Origin of the sequence: Aliisedimentitalea scapharcae, assembly GCF_045277565.1 — a bacterium.
Taxonomy (GTDB): domain Bacteria; phylum Pseudomonadota; class Alphaproteobacteria; order Rhodobacterales; family Rhodobacteraceae; genus Aliisedimentitalea; species Aliisedimentitalea scapharcae.
This window is the reverse complement of the sequence record NZ_CP123584.1, coordinates 4366264-4390681: the sequence shown is the minus strand read 5'-3', so window position 1 is coordinate 4390681 and position 24418 is coordinate 4366264. Positions and strand designations below refer to the sequence as shown.

Sequence of the window (24418 nt, the reverse complement as noted above, 5' to 3'; positions counted from 1 at the left end):
CAAATCAGGTAAGCCTGAGTCAGCTGCACCCCAGCTGCACCAGAGTCGGCTGACAAACGGTGAGAGTCGGCTGACAAAAGGTTATGTGATCTGTTTGGGGGGCTGGTCTGATTTTGAGGTACTGGCAGGGGCATCAGGGTTCGAACCCGAGACCTACGGTTTTGGAGACCGTCGCTCTACCAACTGAGCTATACCCCTGCAGTGGGCCCTCTCCTAAGACAGCGCGCAGGCAGAAACAAGAGGGAATTGCATATTCGGGGGGCAAGAATGCACACTCTGTGCTCGGGGCTTGTGCAGCTTTGCCTTTGCGATATGACAGAGGCCGTCAATCAGAGGAACAGGCTGGTGAGTTTGAGGAAAAGGATCGCGGATAGCGCGTGGTTCAACAACAGCATTCAGGCGTTGATCACGTCCTATGTGCGATTCGCTTACCGCACCTCGACATGGGAGCGCAGCGGCTTCGACGCGATGGATGATTGTGTGCGAAATGGCGAGCCGGTGATCTTTGTGCTGTGGCATCAGCGGCTGATCATGGCCCCCTTTCTGTTTGATACATCCCTGGGCCGAATCTGCGCCTTGACCTCTGCTGCGCGGGCCGGGCGTCTGGCGGGGCAGATCCTGGTGCGGTTGGGGTTTGAAACGATACCGATGTCCAGCCACAAACGACACGTCGCCCTGTCGCGTGAGGTGTTGCGGCTGGTCAAGGAGGGGAGCTCGATCGGGATTGCGGCGGATGGGCCGCGAGGTCCGGCGCGGGTGTCGTCAACCGTACCGCTGGTCTGGGCGCGCATGACCGGGTGCCGGGTGTTCACGGTGGCCTTTGCCGAACATCGGGTGTTCCGTCTGCCGACCTGGGACAGGCAGATGTTGCCCAAACCCTGGTCGCGTGGCGTGCTGATATGTCAGGAATGGACGGATCCGGTGCCGCGCAAACCCAGCGAAGACCAGATGGAACAGCTGCGGCTCAGCCTGGAGGCGTCGCTGGATGAGATCACGGACAAGGCGGACATCGCGGCGGGATTTCCCGTGGACGCGATCGAAAAGGCCCCCAGAAAGCAGTAAATACGGTGCGCCTGTCCCTGGCTGTCAAACGTGCGTTGACTGATCCTGCATGTGTGTCGCAGGCTTGAGCCTTGGAACCTCTGTATGATGGTGCGCTGGGCGGGGCAGCCGGGTCCGGTTCAAAAGGCAAGAGCTGTGTTACAATAAACTTCCGTGAAATACGTCAGCGACTGCCTGCGCTATCTTAGCCCCGCGCGGTGAACCTGTTAGCGATTTAAGGGACATGCACAGAAAGCACCTGTATGACTTCTGCCTTTCGGTCGCCACCGCATCTGGCAACACTTATTCTGATGACAGCGCTGGCCGTATTGTCGCTCAACCTGTTCCTCCCGTCCTTGCCAGAGATGGCATTGGAATTTGGCGTGGAGTATTCGGTGATGAATCTGGCGGTGTCCGGGTTCATGTTGGTGTCTGCCGTCTTGCAACTGGTTCTGGGACCGTTGTCGGACCGATATGGGCGCAGGCCGATTCTGTTGGGGGCGCTGGCCGTTTTCACGCTGGCCTCGCTGGGATGTGTGTGGGCCGAGGATATTCGGGTGTTTCTGGCCTTTCGGCTGTTGCAGGGCGGGATTATTTCCGGGGCAGTTCTGTCCCGCGCGGTGATCCGGGACATGGCCCCTGAACAGGAAGCGGTGCGTCTGATCGGTCTGGTGGCGATGGTCATGGCGGTGGCCCCGATGCTGGGGCCTGCGTTGGGCGGCGCGCTGGACGTGGCGTTCGGTTGGCGGTCGGGATTTGTTGTGCTGGCAGGTGCGGGAGCGGCCATGTTCTGTCTGTGCTGGGTTGATCTGGGTGAAACGAATTCCAAACCGATTGGCACCTTTGCCGCACAGTTTTCGGCGTATCCGACGCTGATCGCGTCCCCTGTTTTCTGGTCCTATGCGCTGTGTCTGACGTTCTCGGTTGGGGCGTTTTATGCATTCCTGGGAGGCGGACCGTTGGTGGCCGCAGAGATTTTTGGGTTGTCCCCGGTGGCTGTGGGCGTCGGCATGGGGTCGATCTCGGGTGGTTTCATGTTCGGCAGTTTCCTGTCGGGTCGGTTGAACCGTCGCTGGGGCCCGACGGGATTGATGATTGCAGGGCGGGTCGTTGCCTGTAGCGCGATGGCGGCGGGTCTGTTTTGGTATCTGTTGGTGGGGCCGTCTGCGTTGGGATTCTTTGTGCCGGTTGTCGGGGTCGGGATCGGCAACGGTTTGACGCTGCCCGCGGCGACGGCCGGGGTCATGTCGGTGAATCCGCGGCTGGCCGGGAGCGCGTCGGGATTGAGCGGAGCGCTGATGGTGGCAGGCGGAGCGGCCTTTGCCGGGATGGCGGCCGCCCTCTTGCCTCCGGGTGGGTCGGTTTTGGTGTTGTTTGTTCTGATGCTGTTGGTGTCACTGGGCGGGTTGCTGGCCGCATGTGCGGTGATGCGTTTGCGCCCCGGTGTCGGCGATATGATCGACTGTGCGCCAAAGCGGTCTTGAAAATGCCGGTCGGCCCGGTTATGTGCCCTGTTGTCGACATACCCAAAGAAACGAGAGCCACATGGCCACCACCAATCCAGTTCAGTTTGTTCAGCAAGTCCGCGCCGAGGTCTCCAAGGTCGTTTGGCCGACTCGTCGTGAGGTGCTATTGACCACGGTCATGGTGTTCCTGATGGCGGCGTTGACGGCGATTTTCTTTGCCTTGGTCGATGTGCTGATCAAAGCTGGCCTGACGGGTGTTCTGAGCTATTTCGGCTAATTCCGGGATCGTGCGTTTGCGACGGACGGTTGATCCTATGCCCCCCTTGATTTGGTCGGCAATGCCGGTTAGGTGACTGGCTGACTCTGGATGGGCGTGCGGCGATTCGTGTTGCGCGCCGCTTTTTGTTCCGGGTCGCAGCGGAACACCGCAACGAAATGACTTACGCAAATGACGCCGAGATTGATGCGCGTCGGGCAATACAAGGACGGCAGGTTCATGGCGAAACGATGGTATTCGGTCAGCGTTCTCTCGAATTTCGAGAAGAAGATCGCAGAGCAGATCCGCACCTCGGTTGCCGAACAGGGTCTCGAGGATGAGATCGACGAAGTTCTGGTGCCGACCGAAGAAGTGATCGAAGTGCGCCGCGGCAAGAAGGTCACCACCGAGCGCCGGTTCATGCCGGGGTATGTTTTGGTGCACATGGAAATGTCCGACCAGGGCTATCACCTGATCAACTCGATCAACCGCGTCACCGGGTTTCTGGGTCCCCAGGGCCGCCCGATGCCGATGCGTGATGCCGAGGTGAACCAGATCCTGAACCGTGTTCAGGAAGGTGAAGACGCACCGCGGACGCTCATCAGCTTTGAGATTGGTGAACGCGTCAAGGTCAATGACGGTCCGTTCGAAGATTTCGACGGCATGGTCGAAGAGGTCGACGACGACAACCAGAAGCTCAAGGTGACGGTGTCGATCTTTGGCCGGGAAACCCCGGTCGAACTGGATTTCACTCAGGTCAACAAACAGATCTGAGCGAACGGTGCGTGCCAGCACGCACCCTACGGCGTGAAGACGTCGTTTCATTGTGGGAGGCAAGCGTATCGCGATACGTGACCCAGACCACACAACATGAACCCCGAGGGACGCGTCCCAGGGGTGTTGCAAAGGAGAAGGCCAATGGCCAAGAAGCTCGTAGGGAGCCTGAAGCTTCAGGTTCCTGCCGGTAAGGCAAACCCGTCCCCGCCAGTGGGTCCTGCGCTGGGTCAGCGCGGCATCAACATCATGGAATTCTGCAAGGCGTTCAACGCCAAGACCGCAGACATGGAAGTTGGCGCACCTTGCCCGACCGTGATTTCCTATTACCAGGACAAATCCTTCACCATGGAAATCAAGACGCCGCCTGCGTCTTATTACCTGAAGAAGGCTGCCAAGCTGAAGTCGGGTGCCAACAACCCTGGTCGTGAGACCGCCGGCACCGTGACCGTTGCTCAGGTCAAGGAAATCGCAGAAGCGAAAATGACCGACCTGAACGCCAATGACGTTGAAGCGGCGATGCAGATCATTCTGGGTTCGGCCCGCTCCATGGGCATCGAGGTGAAGTAAGATGGCAAAGCTCGGAAAACGTACCCGCGCAGCACGCGAAGCCTTTGCAGGCAAAGAGAACGTGACTGTTGAAGAAGCCGTCGCGCTGATCAAAGCCAGCGCAGTTGCCAAATTCGACGAAACCGTCGAAGTGGCTCTGAACCTGGGCGTTGACACCCGTCACGCAGACCAGATGGTCCGCGGTGTTGTTGGCCTGCCCAACGGCACAGGCAAATCCATGCGCGTTGCTGTGTTTGCACGTGGCCCCAAGGCAGACGAAGCCAAGGAAGCCGGCGCAGATGTCATCGGCGCAGAAGACCTGATGGAAGCCATCCAGGGCGGCAACATCGATTTCGATCGTTGCATTGCAACCCCGGACATGATGCCCATCGTTGGTCGTCTGGGCAAAATCCTGGGCCCGCGCAACCTGATGCCGAACCCCAAGGTTGGCACCGTGACCATGGACGTCAAAGCAGCTGTGGAAGCGGCCAAAGGCGGCGAAGTCCAGTTCAAGGCCGAAAAAGGTGGTGTTGTTCACGCCGGTGTTGGCAAAGCGTCGTTCGACGAAGCCAAGCTGATCGAGAACATCCGCGCATTCATTTCGGCTGTGGCCCGTGCCAAGCCGTCGGGCGCCAAAGGCACCTACATGAAGAAAATCGCGCTGAGCTCGACCATGGGTCCGGGCATCACCGTTGATGTTGCAAACGCAACCGGCGAATAAGCCGGAGCGCAGGGTTTGACTGCGACCTGGCATGTCGGCGCAATCCTGAACGAGCCTTTGGCCGAAACGCTTCGGTTTGCGGCTTGGTATCTGGATGCTGGTGCCACAGGTCTGACCCTGTTGTTTGATAATCCCCAGGACCCCGCCATCGGGGTCCTGGGTGACCACCCCCAAATGACCTGTATCCCCTGCACACCAGAATTCTGGCAGGCGCGGGGTGTGACACAGGACACACGTTTCACCAAACGACAGAATGTTGGGCTGACCTGGATCTATCAGCAGCAAGGCTGTGACTGGCTTTTGAATGTCGATGCGGATGAGTTCATGTATTTGCCCGACAGCGATATTGCCGCCTGTCTGAGTGATCTTCCAGCTGAGGTGGATGTGTTTCGGGTTGGGACGGCCGAGATCGTCGACGCGCCGGATCATGTGGGCCGGGTCTATCGGCTTCCGATGGAGCGGGACGTGGCCAAGCGGGTGTATCAGGGGAGTGCCGGATATTTTGGGCCCCGGCGCAAGGGGCTGATCGGTCATTCACAGGGCAAATCATTCGTGCGCAGCGGTTTGGACGGGGTGACGTTGCGCCAGCATTGGGCCCAGCGTCCGGGCGGTTTGACCGAACAGATCGTGGCGGCGCAGGCCGACCTGGCGTTGTTGCATCATATCGGGCTGGATTACGATGTTTGGCGGGCCAAGCTGGATTGGCGCATTCAGTCACGCGGGTTCACCGTACCATTGTCTGCAAAGATCACCGAAGTCATGCAGGAGCCGGAAGCCGAGGATCGGCTGAGAGCCTTGCATGCTGATCTGCACGGGGTGGATCAGTCGCGTCTGGAGCGATTGCGTGCCGAAGGGGTCTGTCTGGAATTGCCGGTGGACCCGGATGCGGTTGCACGACGGATTTTTGGTACGGATGTGTTTTCCGGGTAAATTACCCCTTGGAAGTCCCCTGTTTTCGCACTAGGAAAGTCTTCGAAGTGAAGCGTGCGATTCGTCGTGCGCTTTATTTCGTTTCGTCCAAGATGGTGGGTGACCCTGTATAGGGTCTTAATTTCCCTCCTGAGACGGGAACGACCAATATGACGAGGGATCCTTTTGGACGCCTCGGGCGATTTTTGGCTCACCCCGTAAAACGGACCTGAACGCCGGGTTAACGCCCGGCAAAATTGAGCCGGGATGATTATCATCCCAAACTTGGAGAGAACTGTGGATAGAGCCCAGAAAGAGAAATTGGTCGAGGAACTCGGCCAGATCTTCGAAAGCTCTGGCGTCGTGGTGGTTGCACACTACGTCGGTCTGACAGTTGCCGAGATGCAAGATCTGCGCGCGCGTGCACGCGAAGCGGGTGGATCTGTGCGTGTTGCCAAAAACAGGCTCGCCAAAATCGCCCTCGAGGGAAAGTCATGTGCAAGCATTTCTGACCTGCTGACAGGGATGACCGTTCTGACCTATTCCGAGGATCCTGTGGCTGCGGCCAAGGTTGCCGAGGGCTTCGCCAAGGATAACAAGAAGTTTGAAATCCTTGGTGGTGCTATGGGCGAGAACGCTCTGGACCGCGCTGGCGTTGCAGCCGTGTCGAAAATGCCGTCTCGCGAGGAGCTTATTGCTACCATCGCCGGCATGCTTGGCGCACCTGCAAGCAACATCGCGGGCGCGATTGGCGCACCTGCAAGCAACATCGCAAGCATCCTTTCGACCATCGAAGAGAAGGCGGAAGCTGCGTAAGCGGTTGGTACTGAATGACTGGCGTGGGGCATGTGCCCGGACGTTGGAACACATATACTGAAAACGGAAAGAGCTGATACAATGGCTGATCTGAAAGCACTCGCAGAAAGCATCGTGGGTCTGACCCTGCTGGAAGCACAAGAACTGAAAACCATCCTGAAGGATGAGTATGGCATCGAGCCCGCAGCTGGCGGCGCAGTTGTCATGGCGGCCGCCGAAGGTGGCGCAGCTGCAGAAGAAGAAAAAACCGAATTCGACGTCGTTCTGAAGAACGCCGGCGCTTCGAAAATCAACGTGATCAAAGAAGTTCGCGCAATCACCGGTCTGGGCCTGAAAGAAGCCAAAGAACTGGTCGAAGCTGGCGGCAAGATCAAAGAAGCAGTTTCCAAAGACGAAGCTGAAGAAGTCAAAGGCAAGCTGGAAGCAGCTGGCGCCGAAGTCGAAGTCGCCTAAGCGCCTTCGAGGGAAACGTCCGGATCATCTTGATATGATCCGGTTCGTACCCAGATATTCAGGCTGGATCCGGGAAAACCGGGTCCAGCCGAATCTGTCTCAGAAAGGACCTTTTGCCAATTTGGTCATGAGGTTTTTTCTAAGGCGAGGTTCAATGGATCGGGAGGCTACCACTCGGGACGGTAGCCATGAATTGATCTGAACACGCTGTCTCGTATGGGCAAGGCGTCGGGACCCGACGGCGTTCTTGTCCGGTGAGAACTTGAAAAGGTGACATCTGACATGGCTCAAACGTTCCTTGGCCAGAAACGTCTTCGTAAATACTTTGGTAAAATCCGTGAAGTGCTGGACATGCCGAACCTCATCGAGGTTCAGAAGTCTTCGTATGATCTGTTCCTGCGGTCCGGCGATGAAGCCGAACCCATGGACGGCGAAGGCATCCGCGGCGTTTTTCAGTCGGTTTTCCCGATCAAGGATTTCAACGAAACCTCCGTTCTGGAGTTCGTGAAATACGATCTGGAAAAGCCCAAGTATGACGTCGAAGAATGCATGCAGCGCGACATGACCTATAGCGCACCGTTGAAGGTGACGTTGCGTCTGATCGTGTTTGATGTGGACGAAGATACCGGTGCAAAATCGGTCAAGGATATCAAAGAGCAAGACGTGTTCATGGGCGATATGCCCCTGATGACCCCGAACGGCACTTTTGTCGTGAACGGCACCGAACGCGTTATCGTGTCCCAGATGCACCGTTCCCCCGGCGTGTTCTTTGACCACGACAAGGGCAAGACCCACTCTTCGGGTAAATTGCTGTTTGCCTGCCGCATCATCCCGTATCGCGGCAGCTGGCTGGATTTTGAATTCGATGCCAAGGATATCGTGTTCGCGCGGATCGACCGTCGTCGTAAATTGCCTGTGACCACCCTGCTGTATGCGCTGGGTTTGGACCAGGAAAGCATCATGGATGCCTATTACAACACCGTCAGCTATCGCCTGGAGAAGCACAAGGGTTGGGTTACCCCGTTCTTCCCGGAGCGTGCGCGCGGCACGCGTCCCACATATGATCTGGTCGATGCGGCCACCGGTGAAATCATCGCCGAAGCCAGCAAGAAAGTGACCCCTCGTGCGGTCAAGAAACTGATCGACGAAGGCACTGTTACCGATCTGCTGGTTCCGTTTGATCACATCGTCGGCAAATTTGTTGCCAAGGATATCATCAACGAAGAAACCGGCGCGATCTATGTCGAGGCCGGGGATGAGTTGACCCTGGAACACGACAAGGATGGTGACATCATTGGCGGGTCGGTCAAGGAACTGCTGGACGCCGGTATCACCGACATTCCGGTTCTGGACATCGACAACATCAATGTCGGCCCCTACATCCGCAACACCATGGCTGTGGACAAGAACATGAACCGCGAAAGCGCGCTCATGGATATCTATCGTGTGATGCGCCCGGGTGAGCCGCCCACCGTCGAAGCCGCATCGTCGCTGTTTGACACGCTGTTCTTTGACAGTGAACGCTATGACCTGTCGGCCGTTGGCCGGGTCAAGATGAACATGCGTCTTGCGCTGGATGCAGAAGACACCATGCGCACCCTGCGCAAGGAAGACATCGTCTCCTGTATCAAGGCATTGGTCGAGCTGCGTGACGGCAAGGGCGATATCGACGACATCGACCACCTGGGCAACCGTCGTGTGCGTTCGGTCGGCGAGCTGATGGAAAACCAGTACCGCGTGGGTCTGTTGCGTATGGAACGCGCGATCAAGGAGCGCATGTCGTCGGTCGAAATCGACACCGTCATGCCGCAGGACCTGATCAACGCGAAACCTGCCGCTGCTGCTGTGCGCGAATTCTTCGGCTCTTCGCAGCTGTCGCAGTTCATGGACCAGACCAACCCGCTGTCCGAAGTGACCCACAAACGCCGTCTTTCGGCGCTTGGGCCTGGCGGTCTGACCCGCGAACGTGCTGGCTTTGAGGTGCGCGACGTTCACCCGACCCACTATGGTCGGATGTGCCCGATTGAGACGCCTGAAGGTCCGAACATTGGTCTGATCAACTCGTTGGCGACCTTTGCCCGCGTGAACAAATATGGGTTCATCGAAACACCTTATCGCGTTGTCAAAGAGCGTCAGGTTACGGACGAAGTCCACTATATGTCCGCGACCGAAGAAATGCGCCACACAGTCGCGCAGGCGAACGCGCAGCTGGACGAAGCCGGCAAGTTCAAGAACGACCTGGTTTCGACCCGTCAATCCGGTGACTACACTCTGGCACCGTCGGAAAATGTCGACCTGATCGACGTGAGCCCGAAACAGTTGGTTTCGGTTGCGGCCTCGCTGATTCCGTTCCTGGAAAACGACGACGCCAACCGGGCCCTGATGGGTTCGAACATGCAACGTCAGGCGGTTCCGCTGCTGCGGGCCGAAGCTCCGCTGGTTGGCACAGGGATCGAAGAGATCGTGGCCCGAGATTCCGGTGCGGCCTATATGGCGAAACGCGCTGGCATCATCGACCAGGTCGACGCCCAGCGTATCGTGATCCGGGCAACCGAGGATCTGGAACTGGGTGACGCAGGCGTTGACATCTATCGCATGCGTAAATTCCAGCGGTCGAACCAGAACACCTGTATCAACCAGCGTCCGCTGGTCAAAGTGGGTGACACGGTTCTGAAAGGCGAAGTGATTGCCGATGGCCCGTCCACCGACATGGGTGAACTGGCGTTGGGTAAAAACGTGGTCGTCGCGTTTATGCCCTGGAACGGTTACAACTACGAAGACTCGATCCTGATCAGCGAACGTATCGCACGGGACGACGTGTTTACCTCGGTACACATCGAGGAATTCGAAGTCGCCGCCCGTGACACCAAGCTGGGGCCGGAAGAGATCACCCGCGACATTCCAAACGTCGGTGAAGAAGCGCTGCGCAACCTCGACGAGGCTGGCATCGTTTACATCGGTGCGGATGTTGAGCCGGGCGATATTCTAGTCGGCAAGATCACACCCAAGGGCGAAAGCCCAATGACCCCGGAAGAAAAGCTGCTGCGCGCCATCTTTGGTGAAAAAGCATCTGACGTGCGCGACACCTCGTTGCGTGTGAAGCCGGGTGATTTCGGGACTGTTGTCGAAGTGCGCGTCTTTAACCGTCACGGCGTTGAAAAAGACGAACGTGCGTTGCAGATCGAACGGGAAGAAGTCGAACGTCTGGCCCGTGACCGGGACGACGAGCTGGCGATCCTGGACCGCAACATCTATGCGCGTCTGCAGGGCATGATCCTGGGTAAGACCGCGGTCAAAGGCCCCAAAGGTGTACGTCCGAATTCGGAAATCAACCAGGACCTGCTGGAAACGCTGACCCGCGGTCAGTGGTGGCAGCTGGCGCTGGAAGACGAGGCCGACGCCCAGGTGGTCGAAGCGCTGCACGACCAATACGAAGTGCAGAAGCGGGCCCTGGATGCACGGTTCGAGGACAAGGTCGAAAAAGTCCGTCGTGGCGACGATCTGCCCCCGGGTGTGATGAAGATGGTCAAAGTGTTCATCGCGGTGAAGCGCAAGCTGCAGCCGGGTGACAAGATGGCCGGTCGTCACGGGAACAAAGGTGTTATTTCCAAGGTTGTACCGATGGAAGACATGCCGTTCCTGGCCGATGGTACCCCTGTCGACTTCTGTCTGAACCCGCTGGGTGTTCCATCGCGGATGAACGTTGGTCAGATTCTGGAAACCCACATGGGTTGGGCCGCGCGCGGTCTGGGGATCAAGATCGACGACGCCATGCAGGAATACCGCCGGTCCGGCGATCTGACCCCGGTGCGGGACGCGATGCGCCACGCCTATGGCGAAGACGTCTATGCCGAAGGTCTGTCGGATATGACCGAAGGAGAACTGCTGGAGGCCGCTGGCAATGTGACCCGTGGTGTGCCGATCGCAACGCCAGTCTTTGACGGTGCCAAAGAGGCAGACGTCAACGACGCGCTGGTGCGTGCCGGGTTCGACACGTCGGGTCAGTCGGTGCTGTTTGATGGTCGTACAGGTGAACAATTCGCCCGTCCGGTCACCGTGGGTATCAAATACCTGCTGAAACTGCACCACCTGGTCGACGACAAGATCCACGCCCGGTCTACCGGTCCCTACTCGCTTGTTACGCAGCAGCCGCTGGGTGGTAAGGCACAGTTCGGTGGTCAGCGTTTCGGGGAAATGGAAGTCTGGGCTCTGGAAGCCTATGGCGCTGCCTATACTCTGCAGGAAATGCTGACTGTGAAGTCGGATGACGTGGCAGGCCGGACCAAGGTCTATGAATCGATCGTCAAGGGCGAGGACAACTTTGAAGCGGGCATTCCGGAATCGTTTAACGTTCTGGTGAAAGAAGTCCGTGGCCTTGGCCTGAACATGGAACTCCTGGATGCGGAGGTCGAGGAATAAGAATTTTGCAAAAATTCTTGGGCGGAAGCTTTGAAAGTTTCCGCTCACCTCTCCCCCCTTCCGCACGAATTTGAGGTATCAAAATGAACCAGGAACTGACGAACAACCCGTTCAACCCGCTCGCATCGCAAAAGATGTTTGATGAGATCAAAGTATCTCTCGCATCGCCCGAGCGGATCCTGTCGTGGTCTTACGGTGAGATCAAAAAGCCGGAAACCATCAACTACCGGACGTTCAAACCCGAACGTGACGGTCTGTTCTGCGCGCGTATCTTTGGCCCGATCAAAGATTATGAATGCCTGTGCGGCAAATACAAGCGCATGAAATATCGCGGCGTTGTCTGCGAAAAATGCGGTGTCGAAGTCACGCTGCAAAAAGTGCGTCGCGAACGCATGGGTCACATCGAACTGGCGGCGCCTTGCGCCCATATCTGGTTCCTCAAGTCGCTGCCATCGCGCATCGGCCTGATGCTGGACATGACCCTGCGTGATCTGGAACGTGTGCTGTATTTTGAAAACTATGTGGTGATCGAACCCGGTCTGACCGATCTGACCTATGGCCAGATGTTGACCGAAGAAGAGTTCATGGACGCCCAGGACGCCTATGGCATGGACGCTTTCACGGCCAATATCGGTGCCGAAGCGATCCGTGAAATGTTGGCCGCCATCGATCTGGAAAACGAAGCCGAGCAGCTGCGTGCCGATCTGAAGGAAGCCACCGGTGAACTGAAGCCCAAGAAGATCATCAAGCGCCTGAAAGTGGTCGAGAGCTTCCTGGAATCCGGCAACCGCCCGGAATGGATGGTTCTGACCGTGATCCCCGTAATCCCGCCAGAGCTGCGCCCGCTGGTGCCGCTGGACGGCGGTCGGTTTGCGACCTCGGATCTGAACGATCTGTATCGTCGTGTGATCAACCGGAACAACCGTCTGAAGCGTCTGATCGAACTGCGTGCGCCTGACATCATCGTGCGTAACGAAAAGCGGATGCTGCAGGAATCTGTGGATGCGCTGTTTGACAACGGCCGCCGCGGTCGCGTGATCACCGGTGCCAACAAGCGTCCGTTGAAATCTCTGTCTGACATGCTGAAAGGCAAGCAGGGCCGCTTCCGTCAGAACCTTTTGGGTAAACGCGTCGACTTTTCCGGTCGTTCGGTCATTGTGACCGGTCCGGAATTGAAGTTGCATCAATGTGGTCTGCCCAAGAAGATGGCGCTCGAGCTGTTCAAGCCGTTCATCTATTCGCGGCTGGAGGCCAAAGGCCTGTCCAGCACCGTGAAACAGGCCAAGAAGCTGGTGGAAAAGGAACGTCCCGAAGTTTGGGATATCCTGGATGAAGTCATCCGCGAACACCCGGTCATGCTGAACCGTGCGCCGACGCTGCACCGTTTGGGGATTCAGGCGTTCGAACCCACGCTGATCGAAGGCAAGGCCATCCAGCTGCACCCGCTGGTCTGTTCGGCGTTCAACGCTGACTTTGACGGTGACCAGATGGCTGTGCACGTCCCGCTGAGCCTTGAGGCCCAGCTGGAAGCACGTGTTCTGATGATGTCCACCAACAACGTTCTGTCGCCTGCAAACGGCGCGCCGATCATTGTTCCGTCGCAGGATATGATTCTGGGTCTCTACTATCTGACCCTGGAACGCGAAGGCATGGTTGGCGAAGGCAAGGTCTTTGGGTCCATCGACGAAGTTCAGCACGCGCTGGACGCCGGTGAAGTGCACCTGCACACCAAGATCACCGCGCGGATCACCCAGATCGACGAAGAAGGCAACGAAGTGTTTGATCGCTTTGAAACCACGCCAGGTCGGGTGCGTCTGGGCAGCTTGCTGCCAAAGAACGTTAAAGCTCCGTTTGCGTTGGTGAATCGTCTTCTGCGGAAGAAGGAAGTGCAGCAGGTCATCGACACAGTGTATCGTTACTGTGGTCAGAAAGAGTCGGTCATCTTCTGTGACCAGATCATGACCATGGGTTTCCGCGAAGCGTTCAAGGCCGGCATTTCCTTTGGCAAGGACGACATGGTGATCCCGGACGACAAATGGGGCATCGTGGACGAAACCCGCGACCAGGTGAAAGATTTTGAACAGCAGTACATGGACGGCCTGATCACTCAGGGCGAAAAGTACAACAAAGTTGTTGATGCCTGGTCCAAGTGTAACGACCGCGTCACCGATGCGATGATGGGCACGATCTCGGCCGATAAACGCGACGAGAACGGCGCAGTCATGGAGCCGAATTCGGTCTACATGATGGCTCACTCGGGTGCGCGTGGCTCGGTCACGCAGATGAAACAGCTGGGCGGGATGCGTGGTCTGATGGCCAAGCCGAACGGCGACATCATCGAAACGCCGATCATCTCGAACTTTAAGGAAGGTCTGACCGTTCTTGAGTACTTCAACTCGACCCACGGTGCCCGTAAGGGTCTGTCGGATACGGCGTTGAAAACTGCGAACTCGGGGTATCTGACCCGTCGTCTGGTGGACGTGGCACAGGACTGCATCGTGCGGGCCCGTGACTGTGGAACCGATCGTGCGATCACAGCCGAAGCGGCGGTCAATGATGGCGAAGTCGTTTCGTCTATCTCTGAGCGTATCCTGGGTCGTGTCGCGGCCGAGGACATCAAGAAGCCGGGCACAGAGCAGATCATCGTGGCCCTGGGTCAGTTGATTGATGAACGGATGGCCGATGCGATCGAAGAGGCCGGTGTCCCCACCGCGCGTATCCGTTCGCCTTTGACCTGTGAGGCCGAAGAGGGCGTCTGCGCCATGTGTTATGGTCGCGACCTGGCACGTGGTACAATGGTGAACACTGGCGAAGCCGTGGGTATCATTGCGGCACAGTCGATCGGTGAACCTGGTACACAGCTGACCATGCGGACCTTCCACATTGGTGGGGTTGCCCAGGGTGGCCAGCAGTCATTCCAGGAAGCCAGCCAGGAAGGTGTGATCGAGTTCGAGAACCCCAATGTTCTGGACAACGCTCAGGGCGACACCATGGTCATGGGCCGCAACATGAAGCTGATCATCCGCGATGAGCACGGCGAGGAACGCTCCAGCCACAAGCTGGGCTATGGTTCCAAGATGTTCGTCAAGGAAGGCCAGAAGATTGCTCGCGGTGACAAGCTGTACGAATGGGATCCCTACACTCTGCCGATCATCGCAGAGAAGCCGGGTACCGCGAAATTCGTCGACCTGGTGTCGGGGATCGCCGTTCGCGACGAAACCGACGATGCGACCGGGATGACCCAGAAGATCGTGATCGACTGGCGTGCGGCACCCAAGGGCAATGATCTGAAACCGGAAATCATCCTGGTTGGTGAAGACGGTGAACCGGTGCGTAACAGCCTGGGCCACCCGGTGCATTACCCGATGTCCGTGGATGCCATCCTGTCGATCGAAGACGGTCAGGAGATTCAGGCCGGTGACGTCGTTGCGCGTATCCCGCGTGAAGGTGCCAAGACCAAGGACATCACCGGTGGTCTGCCGCGTGTTGCCGAACTGTTCGAAGCCCGTCGTCCGAAAGATCACGCAATCATCGCCGAAGTTGATGGTCACGTGCGCTTTGGCCGCGACTACAAGAACAAGCGGCGTATCTCGATCGACCCGGTCGAGGAAGGGCGGGATCCAGTTGAATACATGGTGCCCAAGGGCAAGCACATCCCGGTGCAGGAAGGCGACTTTGTGCAAAAGGGCGATTACATCATGGACGGCAACCCGGCGCCGCATGACATCCTGTCGATCATGGGTGTCGAAGCGCTGGCAAACTACATGATTGACGAAGTGCAGGACGTGTATCGTTTGCAGGGCGTGAAGATCAACGACAAGCACATCGAAGTGATCGTGCGCCAGATGTTGCAGAAATGGGAAATCCAGGACAGCGGCGACACCACCCTGTTGAAGGGGGAACACGTCGACAAACAGGAATTCGACGCGGCCTGTGAAAAGGCGATCTCCAAAGGTGGTCGTCCGGCACAGGGCGAGCCGATCCTGCTGGGGATCACCAAGGCTTCGTTGCAGACCCGTTCGTTCATCTCGGCGGCGTCGTTCCAGGAAACCACGCGAGTTCTGACCGAAGCTTCGGTTCAGGGCAAACGCGACAAGTTGGTTGGCCTGAAAGAGAACGTCATCGTGGGACGTCTGATCCCGGCCGGTACCGGTGGCGCAACTCAGCGCGTGCGCCGTATCGCCCAGGATCGCGACAACGTGGTGGTCGAAGCCCGTCGCGAAGAAGCCGAAGCAGCGGCCGCGCTGGCTGCTCCGGTGATGGATGGCGATATCATCGACGATACGTTCAGCAACATGGTCGATACGCCCGAAAGCCGCGATTGATCCACGTCAAATAAATTCGAAAAGGCCCCCGCATGTCGGGGGCTTTTTTTTGTGCAATACAGGTCCAGGGGCCGCGATCCTGAACAGGGGTGGTTTTGCCGTTTTCGCACGCCAGAGATTGACCATCTTTTCGGTTTCACCGCTTGGCCCAGACCCGGGCCGCGACTAAGGTCGCCTGGATTGAACACCCGCAGGAATCCGATGCCCAATTTGACCGACAATATCCGCGGCGCTTTGCTGATGATTGCCAGCATGGCGTGTTTCACGTTCAATGATGCGTTGGTGAAGGTGATCGGTCAGGATCTGCCCCTGTTTCAGATCATTGCAATGCGCGGCATTCTGGCGACCGCTCTTATCTATGCATTGGCGCGGTATCTGGGAAAGCTGCGGTTTGATTTTTCTCGGCGGGACTGGGCCCTGGTGGGGCTACGCAGTGTATCCGAAATCTTTACAACCTACTTTTTTCTCACGGCCTTGCTCGTGATGCCCATTGCCAATGTCACGGCCGTACTTCAGGCCTTGCCGTTGACCGTGACTTTGGGTGCGGCGCTGGTTTTTCGTGAGGCGGTCGGTTGGCGGCGGTTGGGAGCTATTCTGATCGGGTTCGTTGGCGTTTTGCTGATCATTCGCCCAGGCCCCGAAGGGTTTTCGCATGGCGGGGTCTATGTCCTGTTGGCCGTTGCCTGCATCACCGTGCGCGACCTGTGTTCGCGGGGCATGTCATCCTCTGTCCCGTCGTTGACGGTAACATTGCTAACATCCACTCTGGTCACTGTCTGCGCCGGGCTTGCGTCGGTGGGAACGCCCTGGCAACCGGTCGATACAGGGCAGGTTGTGATCCTGTCCGTCGCAGGTTTTCTGATCCTTGGCGGCTATCTCTTCAGTGTCCTGGTCATGCGGGTGGGGGACGTCTCCTTTACCAGCCCGTTCCGTTATACTGGCCTGATCTGGGCGTTGTTGCTGGGGTGGCTGATTTTTGCAGATTGGCCGGACAACGTGACGTTGTTGGGGGCGCTGCTGGTTGTGTCGACAGGCGTGTTCACCCTATATCGCGAGCGGCTCAGGCGGGGGGCGTGAAAAGATCTCGCGTACGTTGGCATTGTCGATATTGAAGGTTTTCTTGAAGTACAGTTCCTGGTCCGCCGTCAGGGGCTGGTAGTCGAACGTGTTTCCCCCGGTTTTCAGCCGTGAATCATTGAAGTCGTTGTGCCCGCGCATCATCATGTCTTCGTCGGTCAAGGTCATGGTCGGCATCGTCGTCCACAGTTTGTGGTGGCCGTGGCTCATGATTGTGTCGGTGCAACCGGGTTGAACGATCATGCCAAGCGCGATGGCGCTGTATTGGTATTTGTAAGGCCAGATCGAGACGCCGTTGATGTCGGCGCGAAATACATAACCTGTGTTGAAGTCTACTGCGATCCGATCATGTTTTGACCACAGGCTCTGGAGGTCCCAGGCGGTTTCACGGAACCGTTCGACAAACCGGCATCCCATGGCGTCGTCATCGTCCAGGCGGAATTGCAGGCAGGGTTCAATATCTGTGTTATCGGTCGCCTCGTGAAAGGCACGTGCCATGACGTTGCGATGGCGGCCAGGTGGGTAAGGGCAGATCCGGATTTGTGGAATACCCTGAACTAGGGCGTTCAATCGTTCAACATAAGGGGCTGGCATTGTCTCGCCGGTCACAACGATCAGGGTGAAATCCGGGTCCGTTTGCCCCATGATGGAGGGCAAGGTGATGGCCTCGAACAGCCGCAGGCGTTCGTCCATCCGCTGTGGATCGTATAGGAAGCTGCGCCGCTCTTCCAATGTCTTGTGGTCAACCTTGAACCCACCGCGCCCGAGGTAGGAAAACCGGCAGAGACCCAGAATTTGCATGATTAGCCTTCTCTGTCAGAAGAAAAAGTTTGCCGGATCAAATCGACGTCCAGGGCAAATCGAGCCTGGAATTCTGCTTCCTGTTCGCGCGTGAGTGGGGTCATGTCGAAATGCTTGACCTTGCCTTGGCGCGAGTCGTTATAGCCATTGTGCGTGCGAACCCACATGGGCGCATCTGCCATGGTTATGGTGGGCATGTGATGGTGAATCTTTTGATGCGCAAAATTCATGATGGTCCGCGCGCATCCGCCGGCGGCATACATGCCCAGAGCCGCAGTGTAATAGGGGCGCAGAATTTGTGTCGCGACAAGAGAGTGCCCCTGAACTTCGGCAACGAATCCTTTGTTGAAGTCGATGGCAACGGTGCGGTTCTGGTCCAGCAACCCCTGGCAGGCGACCGCAGTCTGGCGAAGTCGTTCCACAAAATCGACTGAGATTGCGTCGTCATCGTCAAAGCGGAACTGCAGGCAGGGGGCAGACAAGTTTGTTCGCGCGCGATTTAGGATCTCTTTCATGATTTCGCGATGATTGCGGGGTGGATGCGCCTCGATGCGTATCTGTTTCATCCCGGATGTCAGGTCCATCAATCGCTGCACATGTTCCCGTGGCATCTGGTCCCCGATGACCAGTACCATTGTGAAATCAGGATCGGTTTGTTCCTTTAGACAGGGCAGGGCAAAGGTTTCGAACAAGCGAAACCGCTCTTCGATCCTTTGGGCACCGTAAAGGTAACGAATTCGATCCTGGATCGCATCATGTTCAACCTGAAAACCGCCAATGGCGGGATAGGAGAACCGGCATAATCCGATGACTTGCATATGAACGCCTTGGTGGAATATTCGTTTGCGCGACTATGCCCGGTCCACCGCCACCGAACAAGGCACGGACGGCAAACGGTTTAAACCGGTGCGACTTTCACGTCATGAGCTGGGAATGGCCACCCGGAACCGGGGCTGGCTGTTGACAGCGGGCGCGACTCCCCATATACGCGCGCCTATCTCGACAGCCGGGGGTCGCCCCAACAGTCGATTTCTATACTTGAGTGGTCAAGATCCAGGACGATTTTGCTGTCCCGATCCGCTGATAACCCACCGCGTCGTTCACCTCGGAATGGGAACGTCGCGGATTTTGCGCTTGTGGACGCACCAGCGCAGCAGAATATGAGCCGCACGTCTCGACGTGCACGAATGTGAGTTTGGAAACGGGGAAAAAACCGGAATGCCAACGATCCAACAGCTGATCCGCAAACCGCGGCAGCCGAAAGTGAAACGCTCGAAGTCCATGCACCTGCAGGAATGCCCGCAAAAGCGCGGCGTTTGCACACGCGTGTACACCACCACACCTAAGAAACCGAACTCCGCTATGCGGAAAGTGGCCAAGGTTCGCCTGACCAACGGTTTCGAAGTGATTTCCTATATCCCGGGTGAAAGCCACAACCTTCAGGAGCACTCTGTGGTTCTGATCCGCGGTGGTCGAGTAAAAGACCTTCCGGGTGTCCGTTACCACATCCTGCGTGGTGTTCTGGATACCCAGGGCGTCAAAGACCGTAAGCAACGTCGTTCGAAGTACGGCGCCAAGCGTCCCAAGTAAGAAGGAGAGGCTTAGATGTCACGTCGTCACGCCGCCGAAAAACGCGAAATTCTGCCCGACGCCAAATATGGCGATCGCGTTCTGTCTAAATTCATGAACAACCTGATGATCGATGGTAAGAAATCGGTCGCAGAAAGCATCGTTTACAACGCTCTTGATCGCGTTGAAAACAAGATCAAACGCGCCCCCGTCGAAGTCTTCCACGAAGCGCTGGACAACATCAAACCTTCGGTCGAAGTTCGTTCGCGCCGTGTGGGTGGTGCAACCTATCAGGTTCCGGTCGAAGTGCGCCCCGAGCGTCGCGAAGCCCTGGCCATCCGCTGGTTGATCACCGCATCGCGCAAGCGCAACGAAAACACCATGGAAGAGCGCCTTGCCGGCGAGCTGCTGGACGCTGTTCAGTCCCGTGGGACCGCTGTGAAGAAACGCGAAGACACCCACAAGATGGCCGAGGCAAACAAAGCCTTTAGCCATTATCGTTGGTAATCCAGAGGATCCAGACCTATGGCACGCGACTATACACTCGAACATTACCGTAACTTCGGTATCATGGCGCACATCGATGCAGGTAAAACCACCTGCTCGGAACGCATCCTGTATTACACCGGCAAATCCCACAACATTGGTGAGGTGCACGACGGTGCGGCCACCATGGACTGGATGGAGCAGGAACAGGAACGCGGCATCACCATCACATCGGCTGCGACCACCACTTTTTGGGAACGCACCGAAGACGGTCAGACCGCCGACACGCCCAAACACCGCCTGAACATCATCGACACCCCCGGCCACGTTGACTTCACCATCGAAGTAGAACGTTCGCTGGCGGTTCTCGACGGTGCAGTCTGTGTTCTGGACGCCAATGCTGGTGTTGAACCCCAGACCGAAACCGTGTGGCGTCAGGCTGACCGCTACAAGGTTCCGCGTATGGTGTTCGTCAACAAGATGGACAAGATCGGTGCCGACTTCTTTAACTGTGTCAACATGATCGAAGACCGGACCGGCGCTGTTGCGATCCCGGTTGGTGTTCCGATTGGCGCAGAAACCGAGCTGGAAGGCCTGGTTGATCTGGTCACCATGGAAGAATGGCTGTGGCAGGGCGAAGACCTTGGCGCGTCGTGGATCAAAGCACCGATCCGCGAAAGCCTGCAGGACATGGCAACCGAATGGCGCGGAAAAATGGTCGAAGCGGCCGTCGAAATGGACGACGACGCGATGATGGCCTACCTGGAAGGTGAAGAGCCCGACGTCCCAACTTTGCGCAAACTGCTGCGCAAAGGGACGCTGGAAATGGCTTTTGTTCCGGTTCTGGGCGGTTCTGCGTTCAAAAACAAAGGCGTTCAGCCCCTGCTCAACGCTGTGATCGACTATCTGCCCAGCCCGCTGGACGTTGTCGATTACATGGGTTTCAAACCTGGCGATGAAGACGAAGTTCGTGACATTCCGCGCCGTGCGGATGACGATATGGCGTTCTCGGGCCTGGCGTTCAAAATCATGAACGACCCCTTTGTTGGTTCGCTGACCTTTACCCGCATCTATTCGGGTACTCTGTCCAAGGGCGACACGCTGCTCAATTCGACCAAAGGTCGTAAAGAGCGTATCGGTCGTATGATGATGATGCATTCGAACAACCGTGAGGAAATCACGGAAGCGTTCGCGGGCGACATCATTGCGCTGGCAGGTCTGAAAGACACCACAACCGGTGACACGCTCTGCGCCGTCAACGATCCTGTGGTTCTGGAAACCATGACCTTCCCTGATCCGGTGATCGAGATCGCGGTTGAGCCCAAGACCAAAGCCGACCAGGAGAAAATGTCTCAGGGTCTGCAGCGTCTGGCCGCCGAGGATCCCTCCTTCCGTGTTGAAACCGACATCGAGTCGGGTCAGACCATCATGAAGGGCATGGGCGAACTTCACCTGGACATCCTGGTTGATCGCCTGAAGCGTGAATTCAAGGTCGAAGCCAACATCGGTGCCCCTCAGGTTGCTTATCGCGAGACCATTGGTCACGAGGTCGAGCACACCTACACCCACAAGAAACAGTCGGGTGGTTCGGGTCAGTACGCCGAGGTGAAGATGATCATCTCGCCGACTGAACCTGGCGAAGGGTATTCGTTTGAATCCCGTATCGTTGGCGGTGCTGTGCCCAAGGAATACATCCCGGGCGTTGAAAAAGGCATCAACTCGGTCATGGACAGCGGCCCTCTGGCCGGCTTCCCCGTGATCGACTTCAAGGTTGCTCTGATCGACGGTAAGTTCCACGATGTGGACTCGAGCGTTCTGGCCTTTGAAATTGCCGCCCGTATGGGCATGCGTGAAGGCATGCGCAAAGCCGGTGCGAAACTGCTGGAACCGATCATGAAGGTCGAAGTGATCACACCGGAAGAATACACCGGCGGGATCATCGGCGACCTGACTTCGCGTCGGGGACAGGTGACAGGTCAGGAGCCACGCGGCAACGCGATTGCGATCGACAGCTTTGTGCCTCTGGCCAACATGTTCGGCTACATCAACACACTGCGTTCGATGAGCTCGGGCCGTGCCCAGTTCAGCATGCAGTTTGATCACTACGATCCGGTACCGCAGAACATCTCGGAAGAGATCCAGTCGAAGTACGCATAATCCACGGTGCGTGGGAAACCACGCACCCTACCACCCCGTAGGGTGCGTGCTTGCACGCACCGTTTGAAAGACAAAAGGAGCCTTACCATGGCAAAGGAAAAGTTTGAGCGTAACAAGCCGCACGTCAACATCGGCACCATTGGCCACGTTGACCACGGCAAGACCACGCTGACCGCAGCGATCACCAAATACTTTGGTGACTTCAAAGCCTACGACCAGATCGATGGCGCACCGGAAGAAAAAGCGCGCGGGATCACCATCTCGACCGCGCACGTGGAATATGAGACTGAAACACGTCACTATGCCCACGTTGACTGCCCCGGCCACGCCGACTACGTCAAGAACATGATCACCGGTGCTGCCCAGATGGACGGCGCGATCCTGGTTGTGAACGCAGCTGACGGCCCGATGCCCCAGACCCGCGAACACATCCTGCTGGGCCGCCAGGTTGGCATCCCGCACATGGTCGTCTACATGAACAAAGTTGACCAGGTTGACGACGAAGAGCTGCTGGAACTGGTGGAAATGGAAATCCGCGAGCTGCTGTCTTCGTATGACTACCCTGGCGATGACATCCCCGTCATCCCTGGTTCGGCTCTGGCCGCGATGGAAGGCAACAACCCTGAAATCGGCGAAGAATCCATCAAGAAGCTGATGGCTGCTGTCGACGAATACATCCCGACTCCGGCGCGTGCTGTTGACCAGCCGTTCCTGATGCCGGTCGAAGACGTGTTCTCGATCTCGGGTCGTGGTACTGTTGTGACCGGTCGTGTGGAACGTGGCGTGATCAATGTTGGCGACAGCATCGAAATCGTTGGTATCCGCGACACCAAAACCACCACCTGTACCGGTGTTGAAATGTTCCGCAAGCTGCTGGATCGCGGTGAAGCCGGCGACAACATCGGCGCCCTGCTGCGCGGTATCGACCGTGACGGTGTTGAGCGTGGCCAGGTTCTGTGTGCTCCGAAATCGGTTCAGCCGCACACCAAATTCGAAGCCGAAGCCTATATCCTGACCAAGGAAGAAGGCGGTCGTCACACCCCGTTCTTTGCGAACTACCGTCCGCAGTTCTACTTCCGGACCACCGACGTGACCGGGACCGTGACCCTGCCCGAAGGCACCGAAATGGTTATGCCTGGCGACAACCTGAAGTTCGACGTTGAACTGATCGCCCCGATCGCGATGGAAAACGGTCTGCGTTTCGCCATCCGCGAAGGCGGCCGCACCGTTGGTGCTGGCGTCGTGTCCAAAATCACTGAGTAAGGCCGAGTTTTCGCAGAAAACTCTGGCCAGTGGCAACAGGCGGTTTTCCCTTCCGGGAAAACCTGCCAAGCGCCACACCGGTGAACACCAAAAGAAGGCCGCTCCAACCCGGAGCGGCCTTTTTTCTATTGGACAAGGCGTTTTGGCACCTGTTGCAGGTCAAAACAGTCGGCAGTCTTCAATCCAAAAATGATGTTTCGCCTAAAGAGACAGTTCCCGATGTCTCAGCGCGCAAGCGGTTGTACCTAATGTGTGGGCTAGCAAAAGCAAACTGGCTTTGCGTGCTGAGACATTCAGGTGCCTTCTCTGCATTTGCTGGAAAATTTGACGCACGGACGTAAGGCACCTAGGCTTGGAACCACACCGATGTGCTCTTCAGCGTCACATGGGTGTTAGACAAATGGCGGGAGTTCGTTTTGAGATATTTTGCAGCGTTGATTTCCATTCTTTCTTTCTGCTTGGCGTTCGGTTTGGCCGACGTTGCGGCGGCCAAAGACAAGGGCGGAAAACCCAAAGGAAAGAAAGTTAAGGTAGAGGGCAAACCTGGCAAGGGTGCAAAGACGATCCCTCCCGGGCAGATCAAACGCTACACTCGGGGGGCAAAGCTTCCGAGTGATCTGAACTATGTGAGTATTGATGACCTATCGAAATGGAAGCTCAAGTCTCCTGGAAATGGCAATCGCTATATCCGGGTGGATGATGAAATTTTGGAAGTTTCGAAGGACCTGTCGACCGTGGTGGACGCTGTTGGGATCGTCGGGGATTTGCTCAAATAAGATCAATTCCGAGAGACGAGCGCCTGCTGATCTGTCTTGATCGCGCTTTCGGCGAGCATCAGGTCCGGATTACACATACACTCTTGCCAGACGCTGCTAACAGGCGTATAGCGCGCAAGTTCGCAGTTGCGACACGAGGGCGGGGTGATTCCCGCCTTTTGGGTTCGATGAGGGTTTGCGATGAGCGCCGGCCCTCCTCTCAACCTCGACGCCTAAGATAAAAGGCTGTTTTGAATGCAAAGCCAAAATATCCGTATTCGGCTCAAGGCATTTGACTATCGTGTACTGGATGCCAGCACACAAGAGATCGTCAACACTGCCAAGCGGACCGGTGCCACTGTACGCGGCCCCATCCCGCTGCCGAACAAGATCGAGAAATTCACTGTTCTGCGTGGTCCCCACGTTGACAAGAAATCCCGCGATCAGTTCGAAATCCGGACGCACAAGCGTCTGCTCGACATCGTTGATCCGACCCCCCAGACCGTGGACGCGCTGATGAAGCTCGACCTGGCCGCTGGTGTGGACGTCGAAATCAAGCTGCAATCGTAAGATCGGAGGGT

At 57.1% G+C, this 24418-nt stretch carries 20 protein-coding genes and 1 tRNA gene; 18 read left to right on the top strand and 3 right to left on the bottom strand.

Features of this window, described 5'->3' with window-relative positions; translation table 11 throughout:
* Nucleotides 1-122: 122 nt before the first annotated feature.
* Nucleotides 123-198 (bottom strand) — tRNA-Trp (locus QEZ52_RS20410).
* Nucleotides 199-345: 147 nt separating this feature from the next.
* Between QEZ52_RS20410 and QEZ52_RS20405 the strand changes: the two genes are divergently transcribed.
* From QEZ52_RS20405 to QEZ52_RS20350, 12 genes are all read left to right on the top strand, one after another.
* Nucleotides 346-1062, top strand: coding sequence for a lysophospholipid acyltransferase family protein (locus QEZ52_RS20405; protein WP_406646678.1), 717 nt, complete (start codon nucleotides 346-348; stop codon nucleotides 1060-1062).
* Between the two features lie 242 nt (nucleotides 1063-1304).
* Nucleotides 1305-2525, top strand: coding sequence for a multidrug effflux MFS transporter (locus QEZ52_RS20400; protein ID WP_406646676.1), 1221 nt, complete (start codon nucleotides 1305-1307; stop codon nucleotides 2523-2525).
* A 61-nt stretch (nucleotides 2526-2586) separates the two neighbouring features.
* The gene (secE, locus tag QEZ52_RS20395; RefSeq protein ID WP_406646673.1) at nucleotides 2587-2784 is read left to right on the top strand and encodes a preprotein translocase subunit SecE; all 198 of its coding nucleotides are present in this window, start codon (nucleotides 2587-2589) and stop codon (nucleotides 2782-2784) included.
* Between the two features lie 219 nt (nucleotides 2785-3003).
* Nucleotides 3004-3537, top strand: coding sequence for a transcription termination/antitermination protein NusG (gene nusG / locus QEZ52_RS20390; RefSeq protein WP_406646672.1), 534 nt, complete (start codon nucleotides 3004-3006; stop codon nucleotides 3535-3537).
* A gap of 144 nt (nucleotides 3538-3681) precedes the next feature.
* Nucleotides 3682-4107 (top strand): 50S ribosomal protein L11, encoded by a 426-nt coding sequence (rplK, locus tag QEZ52_RS20385; RefSeq protein ID WP_406646669.1) that lies wholly within the window; start codon nucleotides 3682-3684, stop codon nucleotides 4105-4107.
* A gap of 1 nt (nucleotide 4108) precedes the next feature.
* Complete coding sequence (gene rplA, locus QEZ52_RS20380) at nucleotides 4109-4807, top strand: 50S ribosomal protein L1 (RefSeq protein WP_406646667.1); 699 nt, start codon at nucleotides 4109-4111, stop codon at nucleotides 4805-4807.
* Between the two features lie 15 nt (nucleotides 4808-4822).
* Nucleotides 4823-5737: a glycosyltransferase family 2 protein gene (locus QEZ52_RS20375; RefSeq protein WP_406646665.1), complete on the top strand. Its 915-nt coding sequence runs from the start codon at nucleotides 4823-4825 to the stop codon at nucleotides 5735-5737.
* 276 nt (nucleotides 5738-6013) lie between these two features.
* The gene (gene rplJ / locus QEZ52_RS20370) at nucleotides 6014-6532 is read left to right on the top strand and encodes a 50S ribosomal protein L10 (RefSeq protein WP_406650590.1); all 519 of its coding nucleotides are present in this window, start codon (nucleotides 6014-6016) and stop codon (nucleotides 6530-6532) included.
* An 81-nt stretch (nucleotides 6533-6613) separates the two neighbouring features.
* A complete protein-coding gene (rplL, locus tag QEZ52_RS20365) occupies nucleotides 6614-6985 on the top strand; it encodes a 50S ribosomal protein L7/L12 (protein WP_406646663.1) in 372 nt (123 codons plus the stop codon).
* Nucleotides 6986-7267: 282 nt separating this feature from the next.
* Complete coding sequence (gene rpoB / locus QEZ52_RS20360) at nucleotides 7268-11404, top strand: DNA-directed RNA polymerase subunit beta (RefSeq protein WP_406646661.1); 4137 nt, start codon at nucleotides 7268-7270, stop codon at nucleotides 11402-11404.
* A gap of 83 nt (nucleotides 11405-11487) precedes the next feature.
* Entirely contained in the window at nucleotides 11488-15729 is a 4242-nt protein-coding gene (rpoC, locus tag QEZ52_RS20355; protein ID WP_406646659.1) for a DNA-directed RNA polymerase subunit beta', read from the top strand.
* Nucleotides 15730-15930: 201 nt separating this feature from the next.
* The gene (locus QEZ52_RS20350; protein WP_406646657.1) at nucleotides 15931-16806 is read left to right on the top strand and encodes a DMT family transporter; all 876 of its coding nucleotides are present in this window, start codon (nucleotides 15931-15933) and stop codon (nucleotides 16804-16806) included.
* Here the strand turns inward: QEZ52_RS20350 and QEZ52_RS20345 are convergent.
* Together QEZ52_RS20345 and QEZ52_RS20340 are read right to left on the bottom strand one after the other, a co-directional pair.
* The gene (locus QEZ52_RS20345) at nucleotides 16774-17607 is read right to left on the bottom strand and encodes a putative rhamnosyl transferase (protein ID WP_406646655.1); all 834 of its coding nucleotides are present in this window, start codon (nucleotides 17605-17607) and stop codon (nucleotides 16774-16776) included. The genes QEZ52_RS20350 and QEZ52_RS20345 overlap by 33 nt on opposite strands.
* A 2-nt stretch (nucleotides 17608-17609) precedes the next feature.
* On the bottom strand, nucleotides 17610-18425 hold the full coding sequence (locus QEZ52_RS20340) for a putative rhamnosyl transferase (RefSeq protein ID WP_406646653.1): 816 nt from the start codon (nucleotides 18423-18425) through the stop codon (nucleotides 17610-17612).
* A 400-nt stretch (nucleotides 18426-18825) separates the two neighbouring features.
* On the opposite strand from QEZ52_RS20340, the gene rpsL reads away from it, so the two are divergent.
* The 6 genes from rpsL (at nucleotide 18826) to rpsJ (ending at nucleotide 24407) form a co-directional block, all read left to right on the top strand.
* Nucleotides 18826-19197, top strand: coding sequence for a 30S ribosomal protein S12 (rpsL, locus tag QEZ52_RS20335; RefSeq protein ID WP_007118826.1), 372 nt, complete (start codon nucleotides 18826-18828; stop codon nucleotides 19195-19197).
* Nucleotides 19198-19212: 15 nt separating this feature from the next.
* A complete protein-coding gene (gene rpsG / locus QEZ52_RS20330; protein ID WP_406646649.1) occupies nucleotides 19213-19683 on the top strand; it encodes a 30S ribosomal protein S7 in 471 nt (156 codons plus the stop codon).
* Between the two features lie 18 nt (nucleotides 19684-19701).
* The gene (gene fusA, locus QEZ52_RS20325; RefSeq protein WP_406646646.1) at nucleotides 19702-21819 is read left to right on the top strand and encodes an elongation factor G; all 2118 of its coding nucleotides are present in this window, start codon (nucleotides 19702-19704) and stop codon (nucleotides 21817-21819) included.
* Between the two features lie 87 nt (nucleotides 21820-21906).
* Nucleotides 21907-23082, top strand: coding sequence for an elongation factor Tu (tuf, locus tag QEZ52_RS20320; protein WP_406646644.1), 1176 nt, complete (start codon nucleotides 21907-21909; stop codon nucleotides 23080-23082).
* Between the two features lie 416 nt (nucleotides 23083-23498).
* Entirely contained in the window at nucleotides 23499-23858 is a 360-nt protein-coding gene (locus tag QEZ52_RS20315; RefSeq protein WP_406646641.1) for a hypothetical protein, read from the top strand.
* 234 nt (nucleotides 23859-24092) lie between these two features.
* On the top strand, nucleotides 24093-24407 hold the full coding sequence (gene rpsJ, locus QEZ52_RS20310; protein ID WP_121068457.1) for a 30S ribosomal protein S10: 315 nt from the start codon (nucleotides 24093-24095) through the stop codon (nucleotides 24405-24407).
* Nucleotides 24408-24418: the final 11 nt, after the last annotated feature.

Excerpts from the sequence above, each read along its gene's own strand:
- rpsG (WP_406646649.1), top strand. The coding sequence starts at position 19,213 with ATGTCACGTCGTCACGCCGCCGAAAAACGCGAAATTCTGCCCGACGCC.
- rpoC (WP_406646659.1), top strand. The coding sequence starts at position 11,488 with ATGAACCAGGAACTGACGAACAACCCGTTCAACCCGCTCGCATCGCAA.
- rplL (WP_406646663.1), top strand. The coding sequence starts at position 6,614 with ATGGCTGATCTGAAAGCACTCGCAGAAAGCATCGTGGGTCTGACCCTG.
- rplK (WP_406646669.1), top strand. The coding sequence starts at position 3,682 with ATGGCCAAGAAGCTCGTAGGGAGCCTGAAGCTTCAGGTTCCTGCCGGT.
- fusA (WP_406646646.1), top strand. The coding sequence starts at position 19,702 with ATGGCACGCGACTATACACTCGAACATTACCGTAACTTCGGTATCATG.
- rpsL (WP_007118826.1), top strand. The coding sequence starts at position 18,826 with ATGCCAACGATCCAACAGCTGATCCGCAAACCGCGGCAGCCGAAAGTG.
- QEZ52_RS20350 (WP_406646657.1), top strand. The coding sequence starts at position 15,931 with ATGCCCAATTTGACCGACAATATCCGCGGCGCTTTGCTGATGATTGCC.
- rpsJ (WP_121068457.1), top strand. The coding sequence starts at position 24,093 with ATGCAAAGCCAAAATATCCGTATTCGGCTCAAGGCATTTGACTATCGT.
- nusG (WP_406646672.1), top strand. The coding sequence starts at position 3,004 with ATGGCGAAACGATGGTATTCGGTCAGCGTTCTCTCGAATTTCGAGAAG.
- QEZ52_RS20340 (WP_406646653.1), bottom strand. The coding sequence starts at position 18,425 with ATGCAAGTCATCGGATTATGCCGGTTCTCCTATCCCGCCATTGGCGGT.
- QEZ52_RS20400 (WP_406646676.1), top strand. The coding sequence starts at position 1,305 with ATGACTTCTGCCTTTCGGTCGCCACCGCATCTGGCAACACTTATTCTG.
- rpoB (WP_406646661.1), top strand. The coding sequence starts at position 7,268 with ATGGCTCAAACGTTCCTTGGCCAGAAACGTCTTCGTAAATACTTTGGT.
- QEZ52_RS20345 (WP_406646655.1), bottom strand. The coding sequence starts at position 17,607 with ATGCAAATTCTGGGTCTCTGCCGGTTTTCCTACCTCGGGCGCGGTGGG.
- rplA (WP_406646667.1), top strand. The coding sequence starts at position 4,109 with ATGGCAAAGCTCGGAAAACGTACCCGCGCAGCACGCGAAGCCTTTGCA.
- tuf (WP_406646644.1), top strand. The coding sequence starts at position 21,907 with ATGGCAAAGGAAAAGTTTGAGCGTAACAAGCCGCACGTCAACATCGGC.
- secE (WP_406646673.1), top strand. The coding sequence starts at position 2,587 with ATGGCCACCACCAATCCAGTTCAGTTTGTTCAGCAAGTCCGCGCCGAG.